Annotated in this window: 17 protein-coding genes; 5 read left to right on the top strand and 12 right to left on the bottom strand. The window is 45.7% G+C overall.

Annotated elements, in window-relative coordinates; all coding sequences use genetic code 11:
• Positions 1 to 44 precede the first annotated feature (44 nt).
• Positions 45 to 602, bottom strand: a complete 558-nt coding sequence (gene yyaC / locus AC4G47_RS03935) for a spore protease YyaC (RefSeq protein WP_458124091.1) — start codon at positions 600 to 602, stop codon at positions 45 to 47.
• A gap of 158 nt (positions 603 to 760) precedes the next feature.
• On the opposite strand from yyaC, the gene AC4G47_RS03930 reads away from it, so the two are divergent.
• Positions 761 to 985 (top strand): DUF1128 domain-containing protein, encoded by a 225-nt coding sequence (locus AC4G47_RS03930; RefSeq protein ID WP_458124092.1) that lies wholly within the window; start codon positions 761 to 763, stop codon positions 983 to 985.
• Positions 986 to 1,134: 149 nt separating this feature from the next.
• Here AC4G47_RS03930 and AC4G47_RS03925 read toward each other — a convergent pair whose 3' ends face one another.
• Together AC4G47_RS03925 and AC4G47_RS03920 are read right to left on the bottom strand one after the other, a co-directional pair.
• Positions 1,135 to 1,860, bottom strand: a complete 726-nt coding sequence (locus AC4G47_RS03925; RefSeq protein WP_491104859.1) for a pirin family protein — start codon at positions 1,858 to 1,860, stop codon at positions 1,135 to 1,137.
• A gap of 139 nt (positions 1,861 to 1,999) precedes the next feature.
• Positions 2,000 to 3,019, bottom strand: coding sequence for an asparaginase (locus AC4G47_RS03920; protein ID WP_491104858.1), 1,020 nt, complete (start codon positions 3,017 to 3,019; stop codon positions 2,000 to 2,002).
• 178 nt (positions 3,020 to 3,197) lie between these two features.
• Between AC4G47_RS03920 and AC4G47_RS03915 the strand changes: the two genes are divergently transcribed.
• From AC4G47_RS03915 to AC4G47_RS03900, 4 genes are all read left to right on the top strand, one after another.
• The gene (locus AC4G47_RS03915) at positions 3,198 to 3,899 is read left to right on the top strand and encodes a phosphatase PAP2 family protein (RefSeq protein ID WP_491104856.1); all 702 of its coding nucleotides are present in this window, start codon (positions 3,198 to 3,200) and stop codon (positions 3,897 to 3,899) included.
• Between the two features lie 135 nt (positions 3,900 to 4,034).
• Positions 4,035 to 4,292 carry a GlsB/YeaQ/YmgE family stress response membrane protein gene (locus AC4G47_RS03910; protein WP_145325797.1) on the top strand — a complete coding sequence of 86 codons (258 nt, stop codon included), beginning with the start codon at positions 4,035 to 4,037 and terminating at the stop codon, positions 4,290 to 4,292.
• A 64-nt stretch (positions 4,293 to 4,356) separates the two neighbouring features.
• Positions 4,357 to 4,764 carry a YtxH domain-containing protein gene (locus tag AC4G47_RS03905; RefSeq protein WP_458124096.1) on the top strand — a complete coding sequence of 136 codons (408 nt, stop codon included), beginning with the start codon at positions 4,357 to 4,359 and terminating at the stop codon, positions 4,762 to 4,764.
• An 82-nt stretch (positions 4,765 to 4,846) separates the two neighbouring features.
• Entirely contained in the window at positions 4,847 to 5,212 is a 366-nt protein-coding gene (locus AC4G47_RS03900; RefSeq protein ID WP_336764733.1) for a DUF5665 domain-containing protein, read from the top strand.
• 17 nt (positions 5,213 to 5,229) lie between these two features.
• Here AC4G47_RS03900 and AC4G47_RS03895 read toward each other — a convergent pair whose 3' ends face one another.
• From AC4G47_RS03895 to AC4G47_RS03855, 9 genes are all read right to left on the bottom strand, one after another.
• The gene (locus tag AC4G47_RS03895; RefSeq protein WP_491106636.1) at positions 5,230 to 6,258 is read right to left on the bottom strand and encodes a magnesium transporter CorA family protein; all 1,029 of its coding nucleotides are present in this window, start codon (positions 6,256 to 6,258) and stop codon (positions 5,230 to 5,232) included.
• Between the two features lie 130 nt (positions 6,259 to 6,388).
• Positions 6,389 to 7,162 (bottom strand): sigma-70 family RNA polymerase sigma factor, encoded by a 774-nt coding sequence (locus AC4G47_RS03890; protein ID WP_145325800.1) that lies wholly within the window; start codon positions 7,160 to 7,162, stop codon positions 6,389 to 6,391.
• On the bottom strand, positions 7,159 to 7,611 hold the full coding sequence (rsbW, locus tag AC4G47_RS03885) for an anti-sigma B factor RsbW (RefSeq protein ID WP_062836469.1): 453 nt from the start codon (positions 7,609 to 7,611) through the stop codon (positions 7,159 to 7,161). The genes AC4G47_RS03890 and rsbW overlap by 4 nt, the downstream gene beginning before the upstream one ends.
• A gap of 18 nt (positions 7,612 to 7,629) precedes the next feature.
• Positions 7,630 to 7,968: an STAS domain-containing protein gene (locus AC4G47_RS03880; protein WP_458124098.1), complete on the bottom strand. Its 339-nt coding sequence runs from the start codon at positions 7,966 to 7,968 to the stop codon at positions 7,630 to 7,632.
• A gap of 86 nt (positions 7,969 to 8,054) precedes the next feature.
• Entirely contained in the window at positions 8,055 to 9,731 is a 1,677-nt protein-coding gene (locus AC4G47_RS03875; RefSeq protein ID WP_491104853.1) for a response regulator, read from the bottom strand.
• A 15-nt stretch (positions 9,732 to 9,746) separates the two neighbouring features.
• The gene (locus AC4G47_RS03870; protein WP_491104852.1) at positions 9,747 to 10,619 is read right to left on the bottom strand and encodes a CheR family methyltransferase; all 873 of its coding nucleotides are present in this window, start codon (positions 10,617 to 10,619) and stop codon (positions 9,747 to 9,749) included.
• A gap of 86 nt (positions 10,620 to 10,705) precedes the next feature.
• Complete coding sequence (locus AC4G47_RS03865; RefSeq protein ID WP_491104851.1) at positions 10,706 to 14,431, bottom strand: response regulator; 3,726 nt, start codon at positions 14,429 to 14,431, stop codon at positions 10,706 to 10,708.
• A complete protein-coding gene (locus AC4G47_RS03860) occupies positions 14,428 to 15,597 on the bottom strand; it encodes a PP2C family protein-serine/threonine phosphatase (RefSeq protein WP_491104849.1) in 1,170 nt (389 codons plus the stop codon). The genes AC4G47_RS03865 and AC4G47_RS03860 overlap by 4 nt, the downstream gene beginning before the upstream one ends.
• A 375-nt stretch (positions 15,598 to 15,972) precedes the next feature.
• Complete coding sequence (locus AC4G47_RS03855; RefSeq protein WP_062836465.1) at positions 15,973 to 16,317, bottom strand: YflT domain-containing protein; 345 nt, start codon at positions 16,315 to 16,317, stop codon at positions 15,973 to 15,975.
• Positions 16,318 to 16,368: the final 51 nt, after the last annotated feature.

Raw genomic sequence — 16,368 nt, 5'->3', positions numbered from 1 at the left:
GCGCGAATTATATAATTCAGGTTGTATATTATTAAGCCTGCGTATCATGAATGAAACGTTTGTCTCCATTTCCATGCTTCGATTGCAGCGTCTGCAATCGTTCGTGACATCCCCATAACCAAGTGAAGCGAGGTCATCTGCAATATGGAATAGGGCCTTGGCCCATTGGCATTGACCACAGCTGCTACACTATATTGTCCGACAGGCGGCAGCTTGCCTCCAACTGATTGAGCTGGAATGAGTGGGTTATTCGAGAGATAGTATGTACCTACAGCATTCTTGGGACCCAGACACGCATCAATTGCTATGATGGCATGATGTGGCGAAACAAGTGCCAATTTTTTCTCCAGATTATCTGCATCACAAGGGGAAGACAACGTGCCGATCACATTCTCCATTCCGTTCTCTTGCAGTAAACTTCCTGTCAGTGGACCCAGCGCATCCCCGGTGGAACGATCGGTGCCGATGCAGACAAACGTGATTTCATCTAAGGAATGAAGTTGAACAATGTTTTTGAAAAACAAGACCAGATCCCCTGCAGGTACACCTTTGCGGACTTCCCTTCCTTGATGGCGAACCATTTCTCGCTTATACGCTGCCAAGCTGTATTCCCTCCAGTACACCCAGGTCTCCATTGACCCCTGTTGTTGTATCCATTATTGTAACCGATGCTTCGTCTCCCCGCAAAAGCATTGGCCTGAGCACTTCCAATCATGATACAATAACAAGAGTTTCCGATACGGAAGGGATGATCTTAACGATGGATTTAACACAAGCAACAGCAGCCAATATGGAATATATGATTGAAGCGATCAAAACCAAACTCCGGATGGCAAGCGGTGCCGCCATGCAAGCTTCGGCATTTCCACTTGAGAAATACGAAGATCTGTATGACCTGTATGAAATGATTTTGGGTAAGGAACATCTCAGTATTTCTGAAGTGGAAGCTGTCGCTTCGGAACTGGGCAAACTTCGTAAAGCCTAGTGCAGTATTGCTTTTGGTCATCTGCGACCTCTATGAAGACATATTCAAGAACAAGCCAAAAAGGGATCTGTTTCCACGTTCATGTGGAGGACAGGTCCCTTTTTGCTTAGTAATATTTCAAGGCTATCCTTATTGGATAAACATGAACATTAAGGCAGGTCAACCAGAACAAATTCGGCAGGTTCGCTACCTGTGCTCGTGATTTGCAGATCACAGCTTTTGCGAATTCGTGCAGCATCCCCCGGCTTGAGGTTGAAATTGCCATCCGAACAATTAATCTCGATATGTCCACTGATCAGGAAAAGATGTGTACGCCGATCTTCGTGCTGCGGGTACATCAACTTCTTACCGGATTCCAAATGGGACAAGTAACAGGTTACATCCTGGGAAATAGCCAATGCGCCCTCGGTTCCCTCGCCGCCTTGCCCTGATACAATCGGACATAGACGATTCAACTGTTCCTGAGCCTCTACCCTTCGATTCGTATAGGAAGGTTGTAGCATACGTTCAGATGGCAAAAACCACATCTGGAGGAAATGTACCGGTTCATCCGTTGACGGATTGGTCTCCGAATGCTCCACTCCCGTACCTGCACTCATAACCTGAACCGTGCCCGGCTCAAGTAATTGTTCTGTTCCCATGCTGTCCGTATGCTTGAGCGTACCTGATATGACATAACTGACAAGTTCAAGATCATGATGTGGATGCTTCTTAAAGCCTTCTTGCGGCATCAGCGTGTTATCATTATGAGCGAGCAGACAACCAAAATGGGCATTACTAGGATCATCATAATCCGCAAAGGAAAAGCTGAATTCACTGTGTATCCAACCTCGATCCGACGTGTGCCTTTCTTCCGATGTCACCACTTTAATCATGTTCATCCACCTCCAAGGGTTTAGAGCTGCCACATTACTGCGGCAGTCCGTGCGTGTATATGAATTGTATAGATGAATACCAGTTGGTATGTCATCTTTACCCGGGGTCCGGCAACTCTAATCACGCCCCTTCTTAAGGTTATAGGCTATCTGCAAGTGAGCGCAGGAGGAACTCACTATCTGTATGACCAACAAGGTTCCCTGCATCATTTCGAATGCCCGATGGAAAGACTTCAGCCAGTCGTGCAATAGTTTGCTTATTGGAATAACCAATCTGTTTCAGAATGGATTGGGTAATGATGGCCCACTCATCTTCGGAACCATCAAGAACCTTGAAGGTGATTCCCAGTCGTTCCTTTTTCAGGCCGAATCCGAATACACCCTTGAATCCACCTTTCGCTACAATGTTATCGTCTTCCAAGAGCACTGAATCTACACGCTCCGTGCCACCTACCATCAACGGATGTTCATTCATGGCCGATGTGATGGTCTCGACAGCTGTTCTTGTGAAAGGATCAGCGATAAGATCGGGACAAGCGAGTTTCAGATAGGCGTTCGATAATGCTGACAACGGCAAAGAAAATACCGGAAAGCCGCAGCCATCCGTCCCAAGTTCAATCTCTTTTTCCTCAATACCCGCCATATCGGCAAAGGTCTCAAGAATTTCACGTTGCACTGGATGATCCGGCTCAGCGTAACTGCCCAGATCCACCTGCTTCATCTGACTGTATCCCAGAATTCCCAGATGCTTGCCGGAGCAGTTGTGTAAAATGCGACGTTTCTCCCCTTGTCCGCGTAACCATTCATTACGGCTTTCTTCATTAAGCGGATAACTCGGAGCACAGATCAAGCACTCTTCACCCAACCCTATTTTACTGGACAACTGTTCAAGCACCCGGATATGTTCGGGTTCCGAGCGATGCGAGGAGGACATGATAGCAATCTCCTGTGCTGACAGGCCATAGTGATCAGCAATCCCTGCCCGAATGCCTGGTATAGCCTGAAAAGGTTTGGCTGATGAACGTGTGAACGCTCGAAAATGAGGATCGCCAGCCGAGTATACAATTCGACCCTGCTCATCCGTAATGCTTATGTGTCCGTAATGGGCGGATTCCATAACGCCTGCACGGTATTCTTTAATTAACAAGTCACTCTCCATGCGAGTTCTCTCCTTTATGCTCCCGAATTCATCTCTGCTTTGCGTCACGACGCCGCATGGGATATCTTAAATAGTATAGTACAAAAACGACGTTTTTACAGTTTTTTCGACAGGTATTTCGGGTATACCTATATTCATCTAGATTCATCTATTACAACTACTGAAGGAGAAACTCACTATGCCGCGCAAATCGTATCTACCATCCTCATCCGGTTCAACTCCCGGCATGTTATTACGCCCCTTGCTCAACTGGAGTTTGGCTGGTATGGCGCTCAGCGCTTCGGTCGTATTCATCCTGGCAGCTCTAGGTGCCTGGTTGGGCGCTGATGGTATTATTCGTCTGGATGATTGGATTCAGCAATTACTTTATTTGGATTCGGATTTACGCCTCCTCCTGTTCCCTTATACTGCATTCATAACAGCACTGGGCTCATTCAAGATCTCTGCTGTGGCTGCAGGAGGTTTTGCTCTTCTTTTGTTCATGCAACGCAGTCCTAGGTTTGTTATATATGGGTATACGATCTTGGGGAGCTTTGCCGTGATGTGGATTCTGAACACGTTATTGAAAGAATTTTTCAAACGGAGCCGGCCTGAACTGGATCATCTGCTGGTCGTTCACGGATACAGTTTCCCCAGCGGTCATGCGATGATCTCCATGGGTTTCTACGGCATGCTCTTTGTAATCTGGGCGATTGAACGACAACGGAATAACTCTTCTGGTATGTGGCTTCCTGTTCTATGCGGCATTATTTTTATTTTTTTGATTGGCATCAGCCGCATCATGCTGGGCGTTCATTATCCTACGGATGTATTTACGGGGTTTGCCGCTGGATTGGCATGGATCTTCTGCATGATTAAAGGCATTAAACGCACCGGTTGAAGAATGGATTTCTCCAATTTCCAGATCGTTCATCCTCATCTTTGTTGTTTCACAGGGATGCACGGCGTTTATATACGAAGTAAGCAAACGCGAACAGACAACATCCTACATCAAGTTTAAAAGGAGGCGGTTGTTATGTGGGGCATCATTATCAGCATTGTGATGGCTGTCATCATCGGTTTGATCGGAGATGCACTAGCCGGTCACAATATGCCTGGAGGCATCATCGGTGCAATGATTGCCGGATTTGCCGGAGCTTGGCTGGGAGCACTTTTGCTTGGTAACTGGGGACCGGTTATCGGTAACTTTGCCATTCTTCCTGCCATCATTGGTACAGCGCTCTTTGTTTTCTTGCTGGGGCTTGTGTCCAGACTGCTAAGACAGGCTGCCTGATTCGGGCAACAAGGTGTTCGGTGTTTCGTATTTGTTTCTTAATTTGAAGAAGGAGTGATTAGACATGAATAAAGTAGAAGAACAATATCCTGTACAGACGGGTTCGACTTTCGCCAAAGGAATTTTCATCGGGGGTTTGCTGGGAGCAGCTGCAGCTCTACTCTTCGCACCTAAACCAGGACGTGAATTACGAGGTGATCTTTCCGAGAAAGTAGGCATGGTTACTGATCGCACGAAAGAAGTGGCAACCGTTGTAGGTGACAAAGCCTCTGAACTGGCTAAAACGGTCTCCTCCAAAACTTCTGAAATTGCGAAAACGGTAAATCAAGGTCGTAATGATGTAATGGACTCTGTACGAAAAGCGTCCGCTGATGTGGCTAACGAAGCATCCCGTGCATCTGATGAAGTGGCTGCCGCTTCCGTAGAAGCGAAGGAAGATGCGCGTAAAGAACTAAACTCGCCTAGCCTGTAAGGGGATGTAGATCGAGTGACCAATAGCCAGCTGCATTCCAGCTGGCTATTTTTTATCCAATGCGAATGGGAGGAAAAGGAGCATGAGCAAAGTTACAATCAACGGTAATACTCCAGTTACGGGAGGAACACCGGCGCAACAGTATGATACGAGCGAGCACCCTTTTGAATTAAGACATGAGGTAAAGCGGCTAAATACCCGTCTGGACCAGATTGCGGACAGTCTGGAGCGGGCACAGATCAAAGATATTATTGAGAATTACAGCAGTCCCAAAAAGCGGATCATTACCAACTTTACAGCAGGCATGGCACGAGGACTCGGTCTAACCGTGGGGACCTTTGTTGTTCTGGGTTTGCTGGCGTTCATTCTGAGTCAATTCGTCAATATGCCGATTGTTGGACAATACATTGCTGATTTACTTGGCTATATTGAAGATTACAAAAACTAAGAGGACTAGCCGATAGGCTATCCCCTACGCGTTTCAGTTGCTCCTTTTTTCTCAATCTCTTCAGCTGAAGGCTGTGAAGACTTCACTTTCAGCAGGTCTCCTGTCCACCCTTTCATCATCAGCCATACATACATGCCGATCATGCTAAAGATAATCAGTCCGATGACCAGTACAACTCCCCAGCTCTTGTCGATCAGGGGCAGATTCTCAAAGTTCATGCCCCATATCGCTCCAGCAGCCGTTGCCGGTATGAATACAGCTGTAACTATAGTTAGCGTCTTCATAATCTCATTTCCACGAACCCCTGAGATTGCATTATCAATAGAGATTAAGGTGTCAATCTCTTTCTCATAGTGATTGAACAGACGCTCCATCCGTTCTACACGATATTGAAGCTGTAGAAAGAAACGATTGTCTTTCATCTCACTCAGGTAAGCTTCATGGGCAGCGGCCATGAGTTCCGAGTACGGGATAAACAGATTGCTCCAGTATAACAATTCAAATCGGGCAGCGAGAATCTGGTCCATCAAGGTGCGTGCATTACGAGACTCCATCTTTCGTTCCAAATCACGCAGGTTCATCTCAAAATGATCCATCCCCACATGGTAGTAATGCAGTAGAGCTCGAAAAAGTACGAACATGCCATCCCTGGCCACCGTACATTGTTGCAACATATTCGCACGTTCATCTGTCTTCATAATGCCTCTTGTGTTGTCATCCAAGTTCAAGGTAACCAGGTTGGTGCGATCGACATAAAAGAACATCTGATTATCTTTTCGTTTGTCATCTCTCTCATTCTTAATCGCATATAACAAGGAGCCAAATATGATGGGCTCAGTACCATTCACGAAACGGACGGACAAATAATTCGATTCCACTTCCGAAATTTTATGAAGCCAATACTGCATATCCGGAAATGCCTCTGTCAGCTCCTCCAAGGCATTATTCATGCTATCCGTGTCAGGTGCAACCCAATCCCACCATTGCCAATGATCTGAGCAAGATAACTTGTCTCGACGAGCTTCCAGCTTGATTTGGTCCACAATCACAATATCCACTCCTGCACATATGTTTATTGCATACAACCTTTTTAATCCCAAAAAGGACACGTATGTATTCCAACGGAATTACGTGTCCTTCTTTATGCCGTGCTCAACAATATCAGGGATTCATCTTTCATAGCATTGAAGCATTGGACATGATCTGTTTCAATTTCTCTGTAGCTCGCTTCTGAATCCGAGATACACTCATCTGTGAAACACCAAGCTTCTGGGCAATTGCCCGCTGAGACTGACCATCCTGGAATGCTAGAATAAGTACCTTCTGTTCCTGTTCCTTCAATTGTGCCAATGCCTGTTGCAAGTCCATCCGTTTTTCGACTGAATCGAAGTCATTTACATCTGCACTGATCAGTTCTCCCAATGTGGCTGCACTGTCATCCTGAGATAACGGAGAATCCAGTGACACATAGTGGTAACATTCCCGACCAGCCAGAACTTCAATCGTCTCTTCTGCAGTCAAATCAAGGTATTCAGCAATCTCGTTCACACCTGGTGAGCGCTCCAGCTTCACGGTTAACTCATCAATGGCATGCTGCACAAGTGCTCCCTTTTCCTTGATCCTCCGGGGCACCTGAATATACCAGGATTTATCTCGCAAATAGTTCTTCATATGACCGATCATGCTCTTCATGGCATAAGGTTCGAATGGGATACCCAGGTTGATATCATATTGCTTGAGCAAACGAATCAATGCCATCTGCCCGGTCTGATACAAGTCCTCGTACAGATCGGGGCGATTCCGAGCAATTTTACCTGCTGCCATTTTTACCATCGGTTCATATTTACGGATTAGAACTGTTGCAATTTCGTTATCTTGGGTCTGCTGGTATTCCCAGATCAAACCTATTGCTTCAGACATGGACTCTGGGGGAGTCACTTTTTCACTCATACTTTCTCCTCACTTCTTGCAAGACGTTTTACGAGTACTACTTTCGTACCTTTGCCCGTCTCACTTTCCACACTGACATCGTCCATCAAGGCTTGCATCAGGTAAAACCCGAGTCCGCCAATCTGAGCTTCTGTCAATTCTTTGTCGTGAAGACCGGCACGTGACACAGCAGGATTCATGTTCTCGAAGCTGGCACCTTCGTCTTTAACAGTAATGGACAATGTTTCGCCATCCACTTCAAATACGACTTCAACCATACCGCCTTCGTGTGAGTAGGCATACAGTACAGAGTTGTTACAGGCCTCGGATACAGCAACTTTCATATCCTCAATGTCTTCATAAGAGAATCCCATTTTGGATGCTACTCCATAAAGATTGAGTCTTACAATATCAACGTAATCAGCTGTCGCCGGTAAATTAAGGGTGACTCTTTGAACTTCTGCATTCATTCCTTTTTCGATCCTTTCCTATTGGGAATTCTTCTGTGTGACAAAGAATTTGGCGATGCCCGTCATGTCAAAAAGTTTCTGGATTTGCGCAGGAACTTCCTGTACTTCAAAGCGAGCTTCCATTCCATGTCTAGCCTTCAGAACAGATAGCAGGATGCCTATCCCTGTACTATCGATATACTTCAAATCTTTCATGTTGATCATAAGATCCTGTTCCTTGTTGTCCACGAGCGGCTCCATTACCAAACGGAAGTCAGGAGCGACAGACAAATCCAGTTCGCCAGTCAGATACACTGTGCACACACCGTCTTGTGTTTCAGTTCTTGCATTGAATTTTTCATTCTTATTTGTATTCATTAGACATCTCTCTCCTGATCAATGGTTTCCTTACCTAATAACCCAACTTCAGCACGAGTGAAACAAAAAGAAGTTTGGCAAATGTTTCAATTGGCATGATTCATGGCAGATGGACCTGAGTTTAACATTTGTCGTGGTTTCTGAAACTGGGTTATTTTCTGTTTTACATTACCCATTTTCACCGGTTTACTAATATAATCATCCATACCTGCGGCAGTACAGCGTTGCTGAATCCCTTCCATAACGTTAGCAGTCATTGCTATAATGATGGGCTGGTTGGACTGGGGCAAGCTCTCTCTAATCCGCCGTGTACATTCCAGACCGTCCATCACAGGCATCTGCAGATCCATGAATACATAGTCATAGGGATGACGGCTGCCGAGCATCATGTCTAGTGCGCTCTGCCCATCTTCAGCTATGTCCGATAACAACCCAAGCTTACTGAGCATGATCGCCATCAACTTCTGGTTAATGGGATGATCATCCACAATCAATACCGTAGGATATTTATTCTCATTCTTCACATCACTCAGCTTCTCTTCTCCGTTCATCTGTACCAGTTCGGTTTCTACATAGCGTTTCGCCTGAATCGTAAATACAAACGTGGCTCCCCGCTGCTCCGTAGTGTCCAGATAGATCTGTCCACCCATCATTTCGACCAGAGTTTTGCATATGGCCAGCCCTAAGCCCGTTCCACCATACTTGCGTGTCATGGATGTATCCAGCTGGGAAAACGGCTGAAACAGGCGGTCAACTTTGTCTGACGCAATGCCTATTCCTGTGTCCTTCACGGCAAACTCTAACGCCATTCGTCCGCCATTCTCTTCCTTAATTGACACGATCAGATATACCCCGCCATGGTCGGTGAATTTGATCGCATTAGCAATCAGGTTCAAGAGAACCTGACGTAGCCTCGCCATATCTCCATAGATTAATTGAGGGACAGAATCTTCGAGGAAATAATCCAGTTCCAGATTTTTTTTGCCTGCTTCCGCAGCAAACAATCCCAGTACTTCCCGAATACAGGAAGCTAGTTCGAAAGGATGCTCTTCCAATTCCATTTTGCCGGATTCCATCTTGGTAAAATCAAGAATGTCATTAATTACCGTCACGAGTGCATCCGCACTGCGACGAACGATGTCTGCGTATTCCTTCTGATCTTCCTTCAGTTCGGTCTCCATTAACAGATCCACCATGCCGATGACTCCATTCATCGGCGTACGAATCTCATGGCTCATCATCGCCAGGAACTCGGTCTTCGCATTGGCTGCGATTTCCGCTTCTTCCTTGGCCTGAATGAGTTGTTGGTTCATCTTCTCCAGTTCCTGTGTCTTCTGGTGAAGCAGCATCGTTTGTGTCTTCAATCGTTTATTTGTAATAAACATCTCCACAAAGCCCTCGATCTTGGATTTCAAAATCTGAGGAATAAACGGCTTAACCATGTAATCAATGGCCCCGGCTGAATATCCGGCAAACAAGTGCTCCGCCTCTCTGCTATTCGCAGAGATGAAGATGATCGGCACATCCTTGGACTTGTCCCGTGCCTTAATTAACTTTGCTGTCTCAATTCCGTCCATTCCAGGCATCTGCACATCAAGTACGATAACCGCAAATTCGTCTTTCAGCAGACAGCGGAGTGCCTCTTCTCCGGAAGTTGCCTTAACGAGTTTGTATTGTTCCGATTCCAGAACCGCTTCAAGCGCAAGCAAGTTCTCAGGGCGGTCATCTACCAATAATATGTGGATTGGTTCATTGAGCCCCATGGCTAACCTAACCCCCTATTTGATCTTCCGGTATATTTTTTCGGTCCGGTCTAACGGCTCATAGGTATCACTGAACTCTGTAAAATGTATCGATTCTTTTGACCCCAGAACCAGAATACCAAAGTGGCTCAAGCTCTCGTGAAACAGCCCATGCACATGGTTCCGTAGTTCATCATTGAAATAAATCATGACATTGCGGCAAAAGATAACATTAAACTCGTTAAATGACCGATCTGTTGCCAGATTGTGCTCGGCGAATATAATGTTCTTCCTTAGAAAAGGGTGAAACATCACCGAATTGTATTTCGCTGTATAGTACTCGGAGAAGGCTCTGGTACCCCCTGCCTCCAAATAATTTGTAGTAAATAATTTCATTTTCTCAATACCGTAGACGCCCTCTTTAGCCTGTTGCAATGACCGATCATTCATATCGGTTGCGTAGATTCTTGCCTTGTCATACAGTCCTTCCTCATGCAACATGATGGCCATGGAATAGACTTCCTCTCCTGTAGAACAACCCGCATGCCAGATTCGGATGTACGGATAGGTTCTCAAAACAGGAATAATCTGTTCCCGAAACATTCGGAAAAGCGAGGGATCTCGAAACATTTCCGTTACAGGGATGGACAAGTTCTGTACAAAACGTTCAAACGCGGAACGGTCATGAAGGACACGCTCCTGCAAGCCGGATATGCTCTTAACACCTTCGGCATGTGCATGATGCCAGATTCTTCGCTTCAGGGATGGCAGTGCATAGTTTCTAAAATCATAACCATATAAACGGTGCATGCCTTCCAACAGCAATTCAATCTCGATCAGCTCGCGCTCTTCATCTTGCGGCATGCGGACCAAATCTGTCCCTGTCTCGGTAGGTTCCCACGGTGTCATAACTTCTCTCCACTTCTTCATTTGTTACTTGCGTATTCGTCGTATTGTCTTTCATTACCCAAACAATGAACATACGAATAATGAACTTACGAATACAGCCATACGCGCATTAAGGATAACAATTGATCTGTCTGAATTGGTTTTTTCACGTAATCAGATGCTCCAGCTTCAATACATTTGCCTCGATCCTCTTTCATGGCTTTGGCCGTAAGCGCAATAATCGGTAACTTTTCAAACTGCGGTATCTGTCTAATTCGTGTCATGGCTTCGTAACCATCCATTTCTGGCATCATCATATCCATCAGCACCAGATCAATTTCCGGATTCTTCTCCAGAATTTCCAGAGCCTCACGACCATTCTCTGCAAACGTTACATCCATACGATAACCTTCAAGGACACTTGAAAGGGCAAATACATTACGAATATCGTCATCTACAAGCAATATTTTCTTGCCTTCAAACAACGTTTCCTTATTATGCAGCTTCTGCAAGATTCGACGCTTGTCTTCCGGCAAATTGGCCTCCACCCGATGCAGGAACAATGTGGTTTCATCCAGCAGACGTTCCGGTGACTTCACATCCTTGATAATGATAGATTCCGCATATTTGCGCAGCTTCATTTCTTCCTTGGAATCCAGTTCTTTGCCTGTATAAATTATAATCGGCAGATCGTTCAGATATTCATCATCTCGGATCTGGTCGAGCAACTCGAACCCGGTCATATCCGTTAACATCAGATCCAGTACCATGCAGTCATAACGCTGACTGTGTAATTCATTCAAAGCCTCACTACCTGTGGATACTGCTGTAATTGCAACGTCATCATGACCTATCAATTCAATAATGGCTTTACGCTGAATCTCATCATCTTCCACAATCAAGAGTCGTTTCAGCTGATTCTCGGTATATGATTTGATATGCGAGAAAGCTTTATCCAGTGAATCCTTGCTGGACGGCTTTTTCAGATACGCAATGGCGCCCATCATCAATCCTTGCTTCATATCATCAATGACCGAAATCACATGTACCGGAATATGGCGTGTTGCCGAACTGCTCTTCAGCTCACCCAGAATGGTCCAACCGTCCATAACTGGCAATTGAATATCCAGGATAATGGCATCCGGCAGATATTGACGTGCCATTTCAAGCCCTTTATCACCTTGAAGGGCAACAAGTGCCTTGAAACCTCTACCTCTCGCCATATCCATCAATATATGTGCAAAGTTCACATCATCTTCAATGATGAGAAGGATCTTGTCACCTTCCATGAGATTCTCCCGATCATCTTCGAACTGCATGACATCTGGCGTATGGGTAGGAGACAGATCCGTATCCACGCTCCGCTTCGGTTCAGGAGAGAGGATGGACTGATGACTTGATAGCATGGTCCGTGTTCCGATGGACTGTTCATAAAACTCCTCAGAGGATACAGCTGCTTCTCTTGAGGCACCTTTCTTCGCCAGAGCTTCCTCTTCATGATTATCCGGCAGATACAAGGTAAAGCAACTACCTTCACCTTCGGATGATTCCACCTGTATAGCGCCACCAAGCAAGCGTGCCAGTTCCCTGCTAATGGACAATCCCAGGCCAGTTCCACCATATTTCCGACTTGTTGTCCCGTCCACTTGCTGGAACGCTTCAAAGATCAGATCTGTCTTGTCGGATGGAATTCCAATGCCGGTATCTTTCACACTAAAGCCGATATATTCCTGATTGGTATTCATATATCCCGGCAGTTCTTCGGCTTTCATCCGCCGTCCAATCAGACTGACCGAACCACGGTTGGTAAACTTAAACGCGTTCGACAACAAGTTCCGCAAAATCTGTTTGACGCGATGACTGTCGGTGTATACCCATTCCGGTAAATCACTGTCGAACTCGATATTCAAGTTCAGCTCTTTTTTATTCGCCATCGGTCCAAAGTTCTGCTGAACAAAGCTGGTCAGCTCTTCCATTCGAACGGCCTCATAGTTGATATCCATCTTACCTGCGTCCACCTTGGACAGATCCAGAATCTCATCAATCATCTTCAGCAGATCGGCGCCCGACATGTAGATGGTTTGAGCATATTCCTGCTGCTTGTCAGTCAGATTCCCAGCCTTGTTCTCCGACAATAACTGGGAGAGAATCAGCAGACTATTCAATGGTGTACGGAGTTCATGCGACATATTCGCCAAAAATTCGGACTTGTACTTGCTTGTCATCGACAGTTGCGTAGCTTGTTGTTCCAACTGTGTCTTCGTTTTCTCAATTTCGTCATTTTTCTCTTCGACTTCACGTACCTGCTCTTCAAGCGCTCTCGTCTTCGCAATGAGCTCTGTATTAAAATGCTCCAGTTCTTCCTGCTGACGCTGCAGCAATTCTTCGGAACGTTTAAGCGCCTCTGTCTGCTCCTCCAGATTCTCATTGGAACGACGCAGCTCTTCTTGCTGTGTCTGCAATTCTTCCGATTGAACCTGCAGTTCTTCTGTCAGTGCCTGGGATTCACGAAGCAGCTCCTCCACACGCAAACGACGTCGAACGTTGTTCAGTATAACGCCCAGATTCATAATCAATTGAGAGAACAATTGCTTGTGCAGTTCACTGAACCCTTCGAAGGAAGCCAGTTCAACAACACCAATCAATTCATCTTCGAACACGACAGGATAGATCATGATGCCAGCAGCACGTGTTGAACCTGAAGCTGAACCAATATGCACGTAATCTCCAGGCGTATTATCCAGAATAATCGGTGTCATATCGAGCGCAGCCTGACCAATCAGGCCTTCACCGATCCGGTACATTTCTTTACCAACGTCTTCGTTCTCCTCAAATGCATATGCACCGTAACGTCTCAGTTCGTCGGGATGTTTCTCTTCATCAATCAGATACACGACACCCAACTGAGCACCAAGCACAGGTGTGAACTCACTGATAAACATCTGTGAAATTTGCCGGATGGATCCAATCCCCCGAAGCAGCTCCGGGACTCTTGCAATATTCGAACTCATCCAGTTCTGATCCTGTTGGGCCTGCATATAAGCCTTCTCGACTTCCAGTTTTTCTTCCAGATCGCTGGACACATCTTTGAATACACTGGCAATCTGACCAATCTCGTCCGTCGACTTGACCTGAATGCGGCGGATAGTCCGATAGCGACCTTTGCCGAAACTGGTGATCATCATGGATACGGTATTCAGCCCCCGTGTAATGCTTGGCAGCACCCACATAATGATACCCAGTGCCAGCAACAATCCGGCAATCATGATACTTACCGTAATCTGCACTGCTCTCGTATACGCTGCGTTAGCGTCCTTAATCTCCGTATCAATCTCTTGGTCCTGGTAACGGGAAAGAGCATTCAAACTATCTACAGCTTCTTTTTGCACCGCGAGTCCTGTTGAATTGCGGTAGTTATTCGCATCTTCTATCCGGTTCTGGGACATCATGCTAATCTGTCTCGTAGCATAGGCTGTATAAGCATTCCATGCAGTATTTACACGATCCACCAGTTGATGTTCAGGCGCACGGTCTGCACGGTTTCTCACTTCTACGAGGTTGCGATCGCCTCGATCCTTCATCTCCTTCAGGTCAGCGTCTGCTGCTGCAGTCGAGTTGTTTGGATTTAATAACAAGTTAGCCAGCACTTTAGCTATATCATTAACCTCTCCGCGTGCCGCAGAAGTGAATCTTACTTTGAGATAACGTTCCTGATACATCTGATCTATCTGTTGATTGCTGCTGTTCAGCCGCTCATAACTCACAAACGTGAGCACAATCAAAATGGCCATCAGAGCGGTAAAGCCAATCAGCAGTTTATTCCTGATCTTCATTCAGCATCCGCCCCCTTTTCCAGTGTAATCCAGACCAGACACTTATCATCATCACGTTCCTGTGAAATCTCGTCGTCGAAAAACAGCGCCTGCATGGCAGCTTCATTCCACTGATGTGAACCGCTCAGTTTTTCGATCAGGAATTCATGTTGCTCCTCCTGACCACCCTGAACAGCTTCCAATAAACCATCTGTATAAAGCGCAATATGCCCGTCACCCTCGTAATGGATCGTTTGTGGCTCAATGTCCATTTTATCAAACAAACCAACAGGGCAGCAGACGCTGTCAAAAGTAGTGACACTGCCGTCATCTCGGAAGAATAATGCAGGCGGATGCCCTGCATTGACATAATCAATACGCTTCATCCGTGTATCCACAACCAGATAGATTGCCGTGAAATAATACTGTACCAATTGTTTCCCCAGATGGAGCTGATTGAAGCGCCGGTTCAACTCCTGAATAACCTTCTCCGGATCAACGTAAGTGGTAACTGTATCTTTCAAGACAGAAGCGATAAACATCGTAAACAGGGATGAAGATATCCCATGTCCCATCATGTCGAGCAGCAGTACCCCATAACGGCCTTCCCCGAGCGGATACCACGAATACAGATCACCCGCCAGTTCGAAGGAAGGTTTATAGATGGCATGCACTTGAAACAAAGGGTCCCGGAGTGCCGGACTTAATACGGCATTCTGAACCATTGCTGCCAGCTTCAGCTCATCCTGGATACGCTGATCACGCTCTTTGTGCCAATCCTTCTCTTGTTTCAAACGAAGTGCGAGTCGAATTCTGGCCATCAATTCGACTTTGTTAATCGGTTTGGTTACATAGTCGGATGCGCCAGCATCCAATGCTTCGGCAAGTTTCTTGGAGTCACCGATGGCAGTCACCATAATAATCGGAATATCCTTTAGGTTTTCAAATTTCTGTACAATACCGCAAGCTTCGATTCCGTCCATCTCAGGCATCATCATATCTAGCAAAATCAGGTCAATATCCGACGGTCTTGGACGAAGTTCATTGCTTTCCTCTCCAATTCCCAAAACTTCAAACATTTCCATGGCGGAACTCGCCGTTACAATGTCACGATAATTTTCTTTTTTCAGAATTTCTCGAATGATAATGACATTCGTCGGATTGTCGTCAACAATAAGTATTCTCATTGATATCTCCTTATCTGTGGCGTCCGGGTTTGTCGATTCTTATTAGGTTAAAATTAACCTTAATTTTACAAATTTTGTATACAAAACGGCAGTAGACATAATAATTCCTAGTATAACTATAATCTTAAAAACAAAAAACTACTATTAACCCGTGTACAAAAGTGGACTTTTTGAACAACCTTTATCAGTACGGGAGAATCCCCCGCTTTTCACCTGTTTTTGCAGCGTCCTGATCCCGCTTCCAAACTTGCAAAAACATAGATAAGGAATGGGGAAAGCCCCATTCCTTATCTATGTTTTTGATTAAGTGTTTTACATAGGTGATTCAGAAGCTTGTCCACGTTCAGCAGATTTCAGCTTGTAGCATATATCTCGTTAATCTTTCTTTTTAGCAATAACGAGTACTTTACCTTTGTCGAGTTCACTCTCGTAGAAGTCGGCTTCGGCTTCGGTAAAGCCCATCGAAACAATTTTGGCCCGGAGTTCGTCACCACGTGAGCGGAACAGATTCGCCAAGGAATCAAATACGCCTTCTTCCTTAATGCCAATTTCTTTGGCATCTGCCGTATCGGCAATTCGATCTGTACGATCCTTCTCATGGGCGAGAACGAAGATATGATCAGCAAGATATCCGGTAATCTGCAATTCTTTCACCGCTTCTACCGCCTGGACTCCGTTTTCTACCACTTTTGCATAAGCTTGCGCATTGGTTGAATTCATCGTTTCCACTCTCCTCTGATTTAATCTTCTATAACGAGCTACTTAGTATAT

This window comes from Paenibacillus sp. Negev47, from assembly GCF_058313655.1.
This window is presented reverse-complemented; position numbering and strand designations above follow the sequence as displayed.

Bases quoted from the DNA above. Each gene is read 5' to 3' on its own strand.
- AC4G47_RS03930 (WP_458124092.1), top strand. From the start codon at position 761: ATGGATTTAACACAAGCAACAGCAGCCAATATGGAATATATGATTGAA.
- AC4G47_RS03925 (WP_491104859.1), bottom strand. From the start codon at position 1,860: ATGATTAAAGTGGTGACATCGGAAGAAAGGCACACGTCGGATCGAGGT.
- AC4G47_RS03920 (WP_491104858.1), bottom strand. From the start codon at position 3,019: ATGGAGAGTGACTTGTTAATTAAAGAATACCGTGCAGGCGTTATGGAA.
- AC4G47_RS03915 (WP_491104856.1), top strand. From the start codon at position 3,198: ATGCCGCGCAAATCGTATCTACCATCCTCATCCGGTTCAACTCCCGGC.
- AC4G47_RS03910 (WP_145325797.1), top strand. From the start codon at position 4,035: ATGTGGGGCATCATTATCAGCATTGTGATGGCTGTCATCATCGGTTTG.
- AC4G47_RS03905 (WP_458124096.1), top strand. From the start codon at position 4,357: ATGAATAAAGTAGAAGAACAATATCCTGTACAGACGGGTTCGACTTTC.
- AC4G47_RS03900 (WP_336764733.1), top strand. From the start codon at position 4,847: ATGAGCAAAGTTACAATCAACGGTAATACTCCAGTTACGGGAGGAACA.
- AC4G47_RS03890 (WP_145325800.1), bottom strand. From the start codon at position 7,162: ATGAGTGAAAAAGTGACTCCCCCAGAGTCCATGTCTGAAGCAATAGGT.
- rsbW (WP_062836469.1), bottom strand. From the start codon at position 7,611: ATGAATGCAGAAGTTCAAAGAGTCACCCTTAATTTACCGGCGACAGCT.
- AC4G47_RS03880 (WP_458124098.1), bottom strand. From the start codon at position 7,968: ATGAATACAAATAAGAATGAAAAATTCAATGCAAGAACTGAAACACAA.
- AC4G47_RS03875 (WP_491104853.1), bottom strand. From the start codon at position 9,731: ATGGGGCTCAATGAACCAATCCACATATTATTGGTAGATGACCGCCCT.
- AC4G47_RS03870 (WP_491104852.1), bottom strand. From the start codon at position 10,619: ATGACACCGTGGGAACCTACCGAGACAGGGACAGATTTGGTCCGCATG.
- AC4G47_RS03865 (WP_491104851.1), bottom strand. From the start codon at position 14,431: ATGAAGATCAGGAATAAACTGCTGATTGGCTTTACCGCTCTGATGGCC.
- AC4G47_RS03860 (WP_491104849.1), bottom strand. From the start codon at position 15,597: ATGAGAATACTTATTGTTGACGACAATCCGACGAATGTCATTATCATT.
- AC4G47_RS03855 (WP_062836465.1), bottom strand. From the start codon at position 16,317: ATGAATTCAACCAATGCGCAAGCTTATGCAAAAGTGGTAGAAAACGGA.